This window comes from Rhodanobacter sp. Soil_C_14 (assembly GCF_057657335.1).
In genome coordinates this window covers 1,017,857-1,030,936 of sequence record NZ_JBDGIQ010000001.1, presented here as the reverse complement: position 1 = coordinate 1,030,936, position 13,080 = coordinate 1,017,857, and the positions used below count along the sequence as shown (strand labels likewise).

Annotated in this window: 10 protein-coding genes; 5 read left to right on the top strand and 5 right to left on the bottom strand. The window is 66.7% G+C overall.

Features of this window, described 5'->3' with window-relative positions; genetic code table 11:
• Positions 1-133: 133 nt before the first annotated feature.
• Entirely contained in the window at positions 134-1,699 is a 1,566-nt protein-coding gene (locus tag AC3A56_RS04720; RefSeq protein WP_487769506.1) for a flavin monoamine oxidase family protein, read from the top strand.
• Positions 1,700-1,784: 85 nt separating this feature from the next.
• On the opposite strand, the gene AC3A56_RS04715 is transcribed toward AC3A56_RS04720, so the two are convergent.
• Genes AC3A56_RS04715 through rfbB form a run of 5 tightly spaced genes read right to left on the bottom strand, consistent with a single transcriptional unit; the run spans position 1,785 to position 6,657 of the window.
• Positions 1,785-3,197, bottom strand: a complete 1,413-nt coding sequence (locus tag AC3A56_RS04715; RefSeq protein WP_487769505.1) for a mannose-1-phosphate guanylyltransferase/mannose-6-phosphate isomerase — start codon at positions 3,195-3,197, stop codon at positions 1,785-1,787.
• A gap of 16 nt (positions 3,198-3,213) precedes the next feature.
• Positions 3,214-4,149 carry a dTDP-4-dehydrorhamnose reductase gene (gene rfbD / locus AC3A56_RS04710; protein ID WP_056766734.1) on the bottom strand — a complete coding sequence of 312 codons (936 nt, stop codon included), beginning with the start codon at positions 4,147-4,149 and terminating at the stop codon, positions 3,214-3,216.
• Positions 4,146-4,703 carry a dTDP-4-dehydrorhamnose 3,5-epimerase gene (rfbC, locus tag AC3A56_RS04705; RefSeq protein ID WP_056717374.1) on the bottom strand — a complete coding sequence of 186 codons (558 nt, stop codon included), beginning with the start codon at positions 4,701-4,703 and terminating at the stop codon, positions 4,146-4,148. The genes rfbD and rfbC overlap by 4 nt, the downstream gene beginning before the upstream one ends.
• Positions 4,700-5,590 (bottom strand): glucose-1-phosphate thymidylyltransferase RfbA, encoded by an 891-nt coding sequence (gene rfbA, locus AC3A56_RS04700; protein WP_487769504.1) that lies wholly within the window; start codon positions 5,588-5,590, stop codon positions 4,700-4,702. Before rfbA ends, rfbC begins: the two co-directional genes overlap by 4 nt.
• On the bottom strand, positions 5,587-6,657 hold the full coding sequence (gene rfbB, locus AC3A56_RS04695; protein ID WP_487769503.1) for a dTDP-glucose 4,6-dehydratase: 1,071 nt from the start codon (positions 6,655-6,657) through the stop codon (positions 5,587-5,589). The genes rfbA and rfbB overlap by 4 nt, the downstream gene beginning before the upstream one ends.
• A gap of 182 nt (positions 6,658-6,839) precedes the next feature.
• Here rfbB and AC3A56_RS04690 point away from each other — a divergent pair, with 182 nt between their 5' ends.
• The 4 genes from AC3A56_RS04690 to AC3A56_RS04675 are packed head-to-tail and all read left to right on the top strand — an operon-like array spanning position 6,840 to position 13,047.
• Positions 6,840-7,685 (top strand): ABC transporter permease, encoded by an 846-nt coding sequence (locus tag AC3A56_RS04690; RefSeq protein WP_487769502.1) that lies wholly within the window; start codon positions 6,840-6,842, stop codon positions 7,683-7,685.
• Positions 7,675-9,045 carry an ABC transporter ATP-binding protein gene (locus tag AC3A56_RS04685; protein ID WP_487769501.1) on the top strand — a complete coding sequence of 457 codons (1,371 nt, stop codon included), beginning with the start codon at positions 7,675-7,677 and terminating at the stop codon, positions 9,043-9,045. The genes AC3A56_RS04690 and AC3A56_RS04685 overlap by 11 nt, the downstream gene beginning before the upstream one ends.
• Positions 9,035-10,654, top strand: a complete 1,620-nt coding sequence (locus tag AC3A56_RS04680; protein ID WP_487769500.1) for a class I SAM-dependent methyltransferase — start codon at positions 9,035-9,037, stop codon at positions 10,652-10,654. Before AC3A56_RS04685 ends, AC3A56_RS04680 begins: the two co-directional genes overlap by 11 nt.
• Positions 10,651-13,047: a glycosyltransferase family 2 protein gene (locus AC3A56_RS04675; protein WP_487769499.1), complete on the top strand. Its 2,397-nt coding sequence runs from the start codon at positions 10,651-10,653 to the stop codon at positions 13,045-13,047. The genes AC3A56_RS04680 and AC3A56_RS04675 overlap by 4 nt, the downstream gene beginning before the upstream one ends.
• The last annotated feature ends 33 nt before the right edge of the window (positions 13,048-13,080 follow it).

Sequence of the window (13,080 nt, the reverse complement as noted above, 5' to 3'; positions counted from 1 at the left end):
TGTCGTTGCAATCGATGCGGTGGCAGATTCGGCGTAGGCTGCGCCCGTGCGCGGGGGTGTACCGACTGGGGGTAAGACGATGGCTCGGACGGCTCTGGTCGATGTGTTGCGGCGGGCCGCGGCGATTGCGGCCGTGTCCCGGAGTACGGGCGAACCGCTGGATGAGGCGATTGCGCGCGAACGCAGCTTGCGGGTGGATCATGCGCGGCGCCGATTCCTGCGGCAATCGGCGGTGGCTTCCGCGGCGCTGATGCTGGGCGCCTGCGCACGCGTGCCGATGCCCCTTCGCGCCACCGGCACGGATGAAGTGGTGGTGGTCGGCGCCGGCGTGGCCGGGTTGACCTGCGCGCGCCGGCTGCGCCAGGCCGGCGTGCCGGTGCGTGTGTACGAGGCACAGGAGCGCATCGGCGGGCGCATGCTCAGCCTGCGCGGCCACTTCGCCGACAACCAGGTGTGCGAACTGGGCGGCGAGCTGATCGACACTGGCCATGTGCATATCCGCGCGCTGGCCTGTGAGCTGGGCATCGAACTGGACGATCTGTCGCGCGATCCCACGGCGGCGTTCGGCGACATCTGGTTCTGCAACGGTCGGCGTTACGGCGAGGACGACATCCTGCGCGAATTCGCGCCGCTGGCCGCGGCGATCGCCCGAGACGCGGCGACCTTGCCGGAGGAAGAAATCACCGCGGCCACGCCCGGCGGCGCGCAGCGACTGGATCGCGAAACGATCGCGCAATGGCTGGATCGCCAGGGCGCCAGCGGCTGGCTGCGCACCCTGATCCAGGTGGCCTACACGACGGAGATGGGACTGGACTGCGACGAACAGTCCGCACTGAATTTCCTCACCTTCATTGATCCGGGTCGGGACCATTTCCGCATTTTCGGCGAAAGCGACGAGCGCTTCCACGCGCGCGGCGGCAACGACCTGATCGTGCAGCGGTTGGGCGCGGGACTGGCCGACGCCATCCACACTGGCAGCGTGCTGGAGTCGCTCGGCCAGGGCGCCGATGGCCGCTACGTGCTGGGCTTCAAGCGCGATGCCGGCGCATTCGAGGTGCGCGCGCAACAGGTGGTATTGGCCTTGCCCTTCACCACGTTGCGCTGCGTACGCATCGACGCGGCGTTGCCGGCGGTGAAACGCCGTGCGATCGCCGAACTCGGTTATGGCACCAACGCCAAGCTGATGATCGGCTTCAACGAGCGGGTCTGGCACACGCGCCACCAGAGCGGTGGCGCCATCTATACCGACCTGCCGCTGCAGACCACCTGGGAAACCAGCCGCATGCAGCCTGGTACGGCCGGCATCCTGACCAACTTCACCGGCGGACGGCATGGCGTCGAGCTGGGAAGCGGCAGCGCGAAGCAGCAGGCTGCCGCCGCCGTGCAACAACTGGAAGCGGTCTTCCCGGGACTGTCCGGGGCGAGGGACGGGGCGCGCGAGGCGCGCATGCACTGGCCCACGTTCCCGTGGACCCTGGGCAGCTACGCGTGCTTCCTGCCAGGCCAATGGACCGGCATCCGTGGCGCCATCGGCGAGCGCGTGGGCAACCTGCACTTTGCCGGCGAGCATTGCGCGTTCGACAACCAGGGCTTCATGGAAGGTGGCTGCGAGACCGGCGAATGGGCGGCCCAAGCCGTGCTGCGCACCGCCGGGACGGGCTCCTGGCCCGCGTCGGCGAAGTGCGCGCAGACGGCCTGAACGACGTGGCGGTCGGCAGCCATGGGGCGAATCGAGGTTCCCGTTTCAGCGAATCCGTGGCCCGCTGCGGCAACGGCCGTCGCGCTCAGACGCGGCCGTAGACATCGTCGAAACGCACGATGTCGTCCTCACCCAGATAGCTGCCGGACTGCACCTCGATCAGTTCCAGCACGACCTTGCCGGGGTTGCGCAGGCGGTGCTTGCTGCCCAGCGGGATGTAGGTGCTCTGGTTTTCGCCGAGCAGGAACACCTTGTCGTCGCAAGTCACCTCGGCGGTGCCGGAGACCACGATCCAGTGCTCGGCGCGATGATGATGCTTCTGCAGGCTGAGCGACGCGCCCGGCTTGACCTGGATCCGCTTGACCTGGAAGCGCTCGCCTTCCTCCAGGGAGTCGTAATTGCCCCAGGGGCGGTGCACCACGCGATGCAGCGAGTGTTCGCTGCGGCCGGCGGCCTTCAGTTGCTCGACGATCTTCTTCACGTCCTGCGCGGCGTCGCGGTGGGCCACCAGGGTCGCGTCCGGCGTGGTCACCACGATCAGGTCGTCGACGCCCACGGTGGCCAGCAGGTGGCGGTCGTGCGAACGCAGCAGCGAACGATGCGTGTCCACCGCCAGGGTGTCGCCTTCGCGCAGGTTGCCGTCGGCGTCCTTGTCGCCGGTCAGCCACAGTGCCGACCACGAACCGATGTCGCTCCATGCGCAGCTGACCGGGATCACCGCGGCACGACGGGTCTTCTCCATCACGGCGTAGTCGATCGAGTCGTCGGGCACTTGGGCGAACGCGTCGCGGTCGATGCGCACGAAGTCCAGATCGACCGTGGCTTTCGCGTGCGCCATGCGCACCGCTTCCAGCATTGCCGGCGCGTGCGCGGCCAGTTCTTCCAGGTAGCGCGCGGCCTTGAACAGGAACATGCCGGAGTTCCAGTCGTAGCCGCCGTCGGCCAGGTAGGACTCGGCGGTGGCCAGGTCGGGCTTCTCGACGAACTGCTCGACGCGATAGCCGTGGCGGTCGATCGCGTCGGCGCGACGGATGTAGCCAAAGCCGGTTTCCGGCCGGTCCGGGCGGATGCCGAACGTCACCAGCCAGTCCTGCGCCGCCAGCGGCTGCGCCTGTCTCACGGCCTCGACGAAGGCGTCGGTGTCGCCGATCAGGTGATCGGCCGGCAACACCAGCAGCATGGCCTCGGGGTCGCGCTGCAAGGCCTGCAACGCACCCAGCGCGATCGCCGGCGCGGTGTTGCGGGCCAGCGGTTCCAGCACGATGCTGGCGTCCCTGATGCCGGCCTCCAGCAACTGGTCGGCGGCGAGGAAGCGGTGATCCTCGCTGGCCACCACGATCGGCGCGGCGACGTCGGGCAGCTGGCGGGTGCGCGCGATGGTCTGCTGGAACAGCGTGCCCTTGCCGGCGAGCGCGAGGAACTGCTTGGGCAGGTTCTTGCGCGAGACGGGCCAGAGCCGGGTGCCGCTGCCACCGCTGAGGATGAGGGGGATCAACATGGTGGCAGGATCTCGTTCAATGCATGGATGAGGCAAGCTGGCGCACGACATCGCGCAAGCCCCGCGTCCAGACGGGCAGGGCAAGGCCAAAATGCCGCTGGAAACCGCCATTGTCCAGCAGCGACCAGGCCGGACGCACGGCCGGCGTGGGGAATTCGCTGCTGTCGATCACGAGCACGCGGGGCACGCGCGCCAGCAGGCCCTGGGTGGCGGCCTCGGCGAAGATCGCGCCGGCAAAGCCGTGCCAGGTCGTCGCGCCGCTGGCAACCAGGTGATGGGTGCCGGCCAGTGCATCGCGTTGCACACGATCCGACGACAACCAGCGATCGAGTGCGGCGAGCGTTCCGTCCACGATCAAGCCGGTGTCGGTGGGTGCGCCGTGCTGGTCGGCCACCACGCGCAGCTCGTCGCGTTCGGCGCCCAGGCGCAGCATGGTGCGCAGGAAGTTGTGGCCGTGCGCCGCGTAGACCCAGGCGGTGCGGAAGATGAAATGGTCGGCGCCGCTGTCGCGCAGCGCGAGTTCGCCGGCCAGCTTGCTGCGGCCATAGGCGCCGAGCGGACCGGTGGCTGCGTCGACCACGTACGGCTGCGACTGCCGACCGTCGAACACGTAGTCGGTGGAGTAGTGGATCACCAGCGCGCCACGTGCCGCGGCCCAGTGGCCGAGCACGCCCACCGCCTCGCCGTTGACGCGGGTGGCCAGGGCCTCCTCCTGCTCGGCGCGATCGACTGCGGTATAGGCGGCGGCGTTGACGATCAGGTCGGGTTGCAGGCGGTCGAGCAGGGCGGGCAGGGATGCGGGGTTCGACAGGTCGGCGAGCTCGCCGTGCCCGCCGCCGGCCAGCACGCCATCACGACTGGCGGCGACCAGCTCGCCGCGCGCGGCGAGGCCGCCGTGATCGAGCAGGCTGCGGCCGAGCTGGCCGTTGGCCCCGAGCAGCAGGATCTTCATGCCACGTAGACCGGAAGGCGCTCCGCTGGCACGTCGGCGAGCAGGGGCGTCTTGCCGTCCTTGTCGGACAGCAGCGGCGCACTGATCGGCCAGTCGATGCCGAGCGCGGCGTCGTTCCAGCGGATGCCCGCGTCGGCCCTGGGGTCATACAGCGCGGTGCACTGATAGCTGAAGGTGGCGAACTCGGACAACACGCAGAAGCCGTGCGCGAAACCTTCAGGCACCCAGAAATGGCGATGGTTGTCGGCCGTCAGCATCACGCCGATCGACTGACCGAAGGTGGGCGAGCCGCGGCGGATGTCCACCGCCACGTCGTAGACCTCGCCTTCGAGCACGCTGACCAGCTTGCCCTGCGGATTCGGCCACTGGTAATGCAGGCCGCGCAACACGCCGCGCGCCGAGCGCGACACGTTGGACTGCACGAAGCGGTGATCGACGCCGGCCTCCTGATACTTCGCCTCGTTGTAGCTTTCGTAGAAGAACCCGCGGGCATCGCCGAACACCTGCGGTTCGAGGATCAGTGCGCCGGGCAGGCTGGTCTGGATCACCTTCATCGGGCGTGTCCCTCGCGCACCAGGCCCTGCAGGTACTGGCCGTAGCCGGTCTTGGCCAGCGGCGCGGCCAGGCCCAGCAGCTGTTCGTCGTCGATCCAGCCGTTGAGGTGGGCGATCTCCTCCGGGCAGCAGACCTTCAGGCCTTGCCGGTTCTCGATCGTCTCGATGTAGTTGCCCGCTTCCATCAGCGATTCGTGGGTGCCGGTGTCGAGCCAGGCGAAGCCGCGGCCGAGCTGCTCCAGGTGCAGCGAACCGTCGTCGAGGTAGCAGCGGTTGAGGTCGGTGATCTCCAGCTCGCCGCGCGGCGACGGCTTCAGCGCCGCGGCGTAATCGCAGACGCGGGCGTCGTAGAAATACAGTCCGGTGACGGCGTAGTGCGATTTCGGTGTGGCGGGCTTTTCCTCCAGCCCGACCACTTTCCCGTCGGCGTCGAATTCCGCCACGCCGTAACGCTGCGGGTCCTTCACCCAGTAGCCGAACACGGTGGCGCCGTGTTCGCGCGCCGCGGCACGCTTGAGGCGCTCGGTGAAACCGTGGCCGTAGAAGATGTTGTCGCCCAGCACCAGGCAGCTCGGCTTGCCGTCGACGAAATCATGGCCGATGGTGAACGCCTGGGCCAGCCCGTCCGGCGAGGGTTGCACCGCGTAGCGGATGTCCAGGCCCCACTGCGAGCCATCGCCGAGCAGACGCTGGAACATTTCCTGTTCGTGCGGTGTGTTGATGATCAGGATCTCGCGGATACCGGCCAGCATCAGCGTGGCCAGCGGGTAGTAGATCATCGGCTTGTCGTACACCGGCAGCAGCTGCTTGCTGATCGCGCGGGTGATCGGGTGCAGCCGCGTGCCGGAACCACCGGCAAGGATGATGCCTTTCTGCGTCGTGCTCATGAGCCGAGCCGCTCCATGCGATAGCTGCCGTCGAGCACGCGCTGGCTCCACGACTGATGGGCGAGATACCAGTCCACCGTCTGCGCGATGCCCGTCTCGAAGGTGTGGGTCGGCCGCCAGCCCAGTTCGTCCTGCAGTTTGCTCGAATCGATCGCATAGCGGCGATCGTGGCCGGGGCGATCCCTGACGTAGGTGATCAGCGATTCGCGGGGGCGCCCGTCGGCCAGTGGCTGGCGCGCATCGAGCAGGGCGCAGATGGTCTTCACCACGGTGATGTTCTCGCGCTCGGCATTGCCGCCCACGTTGTAGGTTTCGCCCACGCGACCGGCGTCCAGCACGCGGCGGATCGCGCTGCAATGATCGCCCACGAACAGCCAGTCGCGGATGTTGAGTCCATCGCCGTAGACCGGCAGGGGCTCGCCGGCCAGCGCCTTCTGGATCACCAGCGGGATCAGCTTCTCGGGGAACTGGTACGGCCCGTAATTGTTCGAGCAGTTGGTGGTCAGTACCGGCAGGCCGTAGGTGTGGTGGAACGCCCGCACCAGGTGGTCGGAGGCGGCTTTGGACGCGGAGTACGGGGAGTTCGGAGCGTACGGCGTGGTCTCGGTGAACTTGCCCTCGGCGCCCAGCGAGCCGTAGACCTCGTCGGTCGACACGTGCAGGAAGCGGAACCCGTCGCGGGCGGCGCCCTCGAGGCCGCGCCAGTAGTCGCGGGCGCATTCGAGCAGGCCCAGCGTGCCCACCACATTGGTCTGCACGAACTCGGCCGGGCCGTCGATCGAGCGGTCCACATGCGATTCGGCGGCGAAATTGACGATGGCGTCGGGCCGGTGCTCGGCCAGCAGCTTCGCCACCAGTTCACGATCGCCGATGTCGCCCTGCACGAACAGGTGCCGCTCGTTCCCGTCCAGCGAAGCCAGCGTGTCGGGGTTGCCGGCGTAGGTCAGCTTGTCCAGGTTCACCACGCGCAGACCATCGGCGATGGCCTGCAGGACGAAGTTGGCACCGATGAAACCGGCTCCGCCGGTGACCATGAGCAGGGGGACGTGACTGGATGGGCTGTTCATCGGGCCTTCTTTGGTGTCATATGGGCATACATCCGCAAGCGAATGGTGGATCGGCAAAACGTCATGCGCGAACCCGTGGCTGGCTGCGCCAGCGTGGGGCGTTTGCCCCGATAGTTTGCCATTGATGGAGGCAAGTAAGGACGCTGCCGGCGGGACGGGTTCATTGAGGGTTGATGTCGCGCGTGCATGGCGCGGTGTCCGAAGCAGCATCTGGAGAGACGATGGAATTGGCAAATCTGTCCCTGCCGCGCCGCCTTTGGGCGCGGCGGGACGTATTCTGGGAGCTTGCCCGACGCGACGTGGAAGGGCGTTACAGCGGGTCCTTCCTGGGGCTGCTCTGGTCCTTCATCAATCCGTTGCTGATGCTGGCCGTCTATACCCTGGCTTTCCGCGTTTTCCTCGGCATGCGCTGGCCCGGCATGAAATCCGGAGTCGATTTTTCGCTGATGATCTTCTGCGGCATGATCATCCACTCGCTGCTGGCCGAATGCCTGATGCGGGCGCCGTCGGTGATCGTTTCGCAGAGCAACCTGGTGAAGCGGGTGGTTTTCCCGCTGTCCATCCTGCCGTGCGTGATGGTCGCATCGTCCCTGTTCAACGCGGCGTTGAGCCTGCTGGTCCTGCTGCTGTTCGTGCTGCTCTCGCAACATGCGATTCCCGTCGTGGTGCTGTATCTGCCGCTGGTGTACGCGCCGTACGTCCTCCTGCTTTGCGGCGTGAGCTGGTTGATGGCTTCGCTCGGCGTGTTCATCCGCGATATCGCCCAGGTGGCCGGCGTGCTTTCGGCGATGCTGATGTTTCTCAGCCCGGTCTTCTATCCTGCCTCGACCCTGCACGAACCGTATCGTGACTGGCTGGCGTTCAATCCGTTGACCCTGATGATCGAACAGACGCGCCAGATCGTCCTGTTCGGTCAGTCGCCGGACTGGGCGGCACTGGGCATCTACACCCTGGTGGCTATCGCCGTGCTGTTGTTCGGCTTTGCCTGGTTTCAGCGCACGCGCGATGGATTCGCCGATGTCCTCTGAAACCGCCCCCGTACCGGGCACCGCTGTCGACGTGGCGATCGAGGTGCGTGGGCTGGGCAAGTGTTACCAGCTCTACGACAAGCCGGTGCACCGGATGTGGCAGAGCCTGCTGGGTGGCAATCGACGCTTCTACCGTGAGTTCTGGGCCCTGCGCGAGGTGGACTTCGAGGTTCATCGCGGAGAGACCCTTGGCATCGTCGGTCGCAACGGCGCCGGCAAATCCACCTTGCTGCAGCTGATCGCCGGTACGCTCAAGCCGACCGAGGGGCGCGCCGGCATCCATGGCCGGGTGGCGGCGCTGCTGGAGCTGGGCAGCGGATTCAATCCCGATTTCACCGGTCGCCAGAACGTCTATCTGAACGCCGCCATCCTGGGCCTGAGCCGCGACGAGATCGATGCCCGCATCGAAGACATCCTCGCCTATGCGGAGATCGGCGACTTCGTCGACCAGCCGGTGCGCAGCTACTCCACGGGCATGGTGATGCGGCTGGCGTTCTCGGTGGTGACGCACGTGGACGCGGACATCCTCATCATCGACGAAGCGCTGGCCGTGGGCGATGCGTTCTTCATGCAGAAGTGCATGCGTTACCTGCGCGAGTTCCGCAAACGGGGCACCATGCTGTTCGTCAGCCACGATGGCAGCGCGGTGACCAGCCTGTGCGACCGCGCGATCTGGCTCGAACACGGCCGGGTGCAGCAGATCGGGACGGCACGCAAGGTGATGGAAGCCTATATCGAGACCTCGCTGATCGAACGGCAACACGGGATCGGGGCGCAGGGGCAAAGGTTGCAGGAACGCCCCCAGCCTTCGACCCGGCGTCAGGTCGATCCGCGTCAGAAGCTGATCGACCGCTCCACGTTGCGCAACGACATGAAGATATTCCCCTTCCAGCCGGAGGAGGACGGCTTCGGCGAGTGCAAGGTCCGCATCGCGCATGTCTCGATCTGCAACGAACAGGGACGGGATATCGCCCTCGTGCTGGCCGGAGAATGCGTGACGCTCCGGATCGAGCTAATCGCCGATGAAGCCATGGACAATGCGATCACCGGGTTCTACGTGAAGAACCGTCTGGGGCAGCTCATGTTCGGCGACAATACGGCCATCAGCCACGGGGGCGACTTCGCGGTGAGCGGGGGGCAGCGGTTTTGCGCCAGCTTCCAGTTCGTGATGCCGCGGCTGATACCCGGGGAATATTTTGTGGCCGCAGGTGTTTCCGAGGGAACGCAGGAGCAGCACGTCGTGCAGCACTGGCTGCACGAAGCGCTGCGTTTTACCGCCGAGGGTGGTTCCATGGTGGCCGGACTGATCGGCATACCGATGCTGGACATTCGTGTTGAACGGTTGACTGATGAAGCCTGACTTTCTCCTCGAAGAGCATCCGCTGCTTCTGCTGAACCCGCGTCTGGTGCCACCGTATGGATGGGCGGGCCACATTCCGTTCGCCTTCCTGGCGATCGACCTGCTGCGCCCGCGAACCCTGGTCGAGCTGGGCACGCATTCGGGCAACTCGTACATGGCGTTCTGCCAGGCGGTGCGGGCGCTGGCGCTGGACTGCCGTTGCAGCGCCGTCGATACCTGGCAGGGCGACGCCCATGCGCTGCACTACGGAGAACAGGTCTATCAGGCGCTGCGCGCGCGGCATGATCCGCTCTACGGCGACTTTTCGCGGTTGCTGCGTGCACGCTTCGACGACGCGGTCGGGCAGTTTCCCGAGGGAAGCATCGACCTGCTGCACATCGATGGACTCCATACCTACGATGCCGTGCGCCACGATTTTGAGACCTGGCTGCCCAGGCTGAGCGAACGCGCGGTGGTGTTGTTGCACGATACCGGGGAGCGTGGGCGCGACTTCGGCGTGTGGCGCTTCTTTGACGAACTGGCCGCCCGTTATCCGTCTTTTGCATTCGAGCACAGCCATGGCCTGGGCGTGGTGGCGGTGGGCGCACGCATCCCGCCGTCATTTGCCGCATTCATGCGCAGGGCAGCGGAAGCGCCGCAGGCCGTGCGGGGATTCTTTGCCGCGCTAGGCGGCAAGCTGGTCGACGCGGATGGCCATCCGGTCGAGGGAACGCCCGCCGAGGTGCCGCCGCCCGGCAGCCATCTGTACTACCGCCGGCGTGACGAGAACTACGACGAAAGCCGCATGGTCTCGCTGGCACCGGATGCGCTCGAGGGCGTGCTGGACCTGCAATTCCGGCTGCCCGCGGACACCACGCCGGACTACCTGCGGATCGATCCGGCGGACCATCCCGGCATTTACGGATTGAGTCGGGTCGCATGGCGTACTCAAGCTGACGAAGCGTGGCACGAATTGGCCGGCTTGCCCGGTCGGCTGGGGCACGTGCACGGCGAGCTGCTGCCATCGCAGGCGACGCAAGGCGTGCGCCTGGCCAGCTTTGACAGCGATCCCCATCTGGAATTCGAGATCGGCAGCGCGCTGCCGCAGCGACTGCCCGGCGAGTGGCTGGAGGTCGCGATCCGGATCGAGTACGAAGTGGTGATCGATCGCCCGACGCTTCATCGCCTGCTCGAGCGGCAGTCGGAATCGATCGTCGATATGGTGCATCTGTCGCGCGAGCGCATCGATGTGCAGAACCTGTTGCGCGAGTTCGCCGGTCAGCAGGAGCAGTTGCTGGCCATCTATGGCGAATTCGGACAACAAGGCCAGGCCCTGCGGGGGCAATCCGCCGAGCTGGCCGAACGGCGGCAGCAGCTGCAACACCTCCTGCTGGGGTTCGCGCACCAGCGCGAGCAGCTGCAGGGGCTTGCCTCCAGCTTGGTGCAGCAGCAGGCCCAGCTGGCCGAGGCATTGTCGGCCAAGGGTGAACTCGAAGCGCTGGTGAAGCAGTCGACCCGGCAACAGGTCGACATGCAGTCGGCGATCGAACGCCTGCAGCAGGGAGTGGATTCGCTTGCCGAGCGGGGCTTGGTTGCGCGGATGCGCAGACTACTGGGGCGCGCACGATGATCCCCGGCGGCGAACCCCCGATCGAACGTGGCGGCTTGCTGCGCAGGGTGTTGCGGCGCCTGCACCGCGCGTTGCGGCATCTTCTGCACGGGCCCGCCGTCTCGCTGCGTCCAGTGCATCAGTTGCGGCCGGTCGAGGGTGTGCCCGACGGCTGGCAGTCGGATGGCAACGACCCCCAGTTCGAGTGCGTGAGTCAGCGCTTCCCGGTCCGGGCGGGCTGGTACCTGCTGTCCATCGAGCTGGAGGATATGGACGGCGACCGGCTGGAGCCGACGTTGTACTTCGACTATGGATGGGGCATGCATGAGGACTGGTCGCTGCAGCTGGGTTTCTTCGACCCCAGCAGGAGGCGGCACAGCGGCGTGGTGTTGTTGACGCATGACATCCATCGCCTGCGGCTGGATCCGGCCGGCCAGCCATGCAGGCTGCGCGCGCGGAACATGAGCCTGGTGCGACTGGGCCGCATCGCGGCCAGCTGGCACATGTGGCGTTCGGTGTCGGAAGCACACGAAGCGCAGGGCGGGCAGGTCGGTGCTCTCCGGCGCGAAGCCTGGACCGAGTTGCGCCAGCGCGGTGGTCGTCGCGCCTTCGCGAGCTGGCTGCATGGTCGCTATACCCGGCGCGGCGGCAAGGCACCGACCTACGAGCGCTGGCTTCGACTCTACGACCGGCAGCCGGCGCCTGCTTCGCGGGCCGGCGGTCAACCGATTTCCATCCTGCTGCCGACCTACAACACGGCGGAAGTCTGGTTGCGCCGTTGCCTCGACAGCGTGCTGGCGCAGACCAGCCCCGACTGGGAGCTGTGCGTGGCCGACGATGCCTCCGGCGAACCGCAGGTTCGCAGCGTGCTGGAGGAGTACGCCGCGCGCGACCCGCGCATCCGGATCCACTGGCGCGAACGCAACGGGCATATCTCGGCGGCCTCGAACAGCGCGCTGGCGCTGGCTACCGGCGACCATGTCATCCTGCTCGATCACGACGACGAACTGCACCCGCAGGCGATCGCCACGGTCAGCGAGGCGCTGCGCGAGCATCCGCAGTGGCAGATGGCCTACTCCGACGAAGACAAGATCGACGCCGAGGGCAGGCGCTACGATCCGTATTTCAAGCCGGACTGGAACCCCGACCTGCTGTGCGGGCACAACTGCGTCAGCCATCTGGGCGTCTATTCGCGCGAGCTGCTGGCCGCCTTGGGCGGGTTCCGCGAAGGCCTGGAAGGCAGCCAGGACTGGGACCTGGCGCTACGTTGCAGCGAGCAGCTGCGCCCCGACCAGATCGGGCACATACCGATGGTGCTGTATCACTGGCGCGCCATCGAGGGCTCCACGGCGCAAGGCGTGGAGCAGAAGGGATATGCGCACACGGCAGGCCTGCGCGCGGTGCGGGAACATTTCGCGCGGCAGGGGCAGGCTGCCGAGGTGCACGAGATCGAAGGCATTCATGGAGCTTTCCGGGTTCGCCATCCGTTGCCCGAGCCGGCACCGCGGATCAGCATCATCGTGCCGACGCGGGACCGGATCGACCTGCTGCGACAGTGCGTGGAATCGATTCTCCGGCACACGACCTATCCGGACTACGAAATCGTGGTGGTCGACAACCAGTCGGTCGAGCCGGCGTCGATCGCCTACTTTGCCCAGCTGGCCGCGCTGCCAAATGTACGCGTGCGTGTGCACGACCGGCCGTTCAACTATTCGGTCATCAACAACGAGGCCGTGCGTGAATGCGCTTCTCCGCTGGTGTGCCTGCTCAACAACGACATCGAGGTGATCACCCCGGACTGGCTGGAGGAACTGGCCAGCCATGCCATGCGCCCTCACGTGGGCGCGGTTGGCGCGATGCTGTATTACCCGAACGACACGATCCAGCATGCGGGGGTCGTGACGGGAGTGCATGGGGTCGCGGCGCATCCATACTGCGGCATGCCGCGCGGGCACTCGGGACAGATGGCGCGCGCACGACTGGCCCAGGCGATGAGTGCCGTGACCGCCGCCTGTCTGATGGTACGACGCGAGGTCTACCAGCAGGTGGGTGGCCTGGACGCCACGCTGCAAGTGGCCTTCAACGACGTGGATTTCTGTCTGCGCCTGCGTCGGGCGGGTTTCAGTAACGTGTGGACGCCGTACGCCGAGCTGTACCATCACGAGTCCGCCTCGCGGGGGCACGAAGACACGCCGCAGAAGCAGGCACGCTTCGAACGCGAGGTGGGTTTCATGCGCCAGCGCTGGGGTGTCGAGCTTGAACGGGACCCGGCGTACAACCCCAACCTGACCCTGCGCGGCGAACCGTTCACGCTGGCCTTCCCGCCGCGTGACTGGCGCCAGGTGAAACTCGGTTCGCCGCTTCCGGAGGAGGTCGCATACCCCCGGGCGCACGCCGGTACTTCGGTGCACTGATGGCCGGGTCGGGAGCCTGTCGGTTGGAGCAGT

Bases quoted from the DNA above. Each gene is read 5' to 3' on its own strand.
- rfbC (WP_056717374.1), bottom strand. From the start codon at position 4,703: ATGAAGGTGATCCAGACCAGCCTGCCCGGCGCACTGATCCTCGAACCG.
- AC3A56_RS04715 (WP_487769505.1), bottom strand. From the start codon at position 3,197: ATGTTGATCCCCCTCATCCTCAGCGGTGGCAGCGGCACCCGGCTCTGG.
- rfbD (WP_056766734.1), bottom strand. From the start codon at position 4,149: ATGAAGATCCTGCTGCTCGGGGCCAACGGCCAGCTCGGCCGCAGCCTG.
- AC3A56_RS04685 (WP_487769501.1), top strand. From the start codon at position 7,675: ATGTCCTCTGAAACCGCCCCCGTACCGGGCACCGCTGTCGACGTGGCG.
- AC3A56_RS04680 (WP_487769500.1), top strand. From the start codon at position 9,035: ATGAAGCCTGACTTTCTCCTCGAAGAGCATCCGCTGCTTCTGCTGAAC.
- AC3A56_RS04675 (WP_487769499.1), top strand. From the start codon at position 10,651: ATGATCCCCGGCGGCGAACCCCCGATCGAACGTGGCGGCTTGCTGCGC.
- rfbA (WP_487769504.1), bottom strand. From the start codon at position 5,590: ATGAGCACGACGCAGAAAGGCATCATCCTTGCCGGTGGTTCCGGCACG.
- rfbB (WP_487769503.1), bottom strand. From the start codon at position 6,657: ATGAACAGCCCATCCAGTCACGTCCCCCTGCTCATGGTCACCGGCGGA.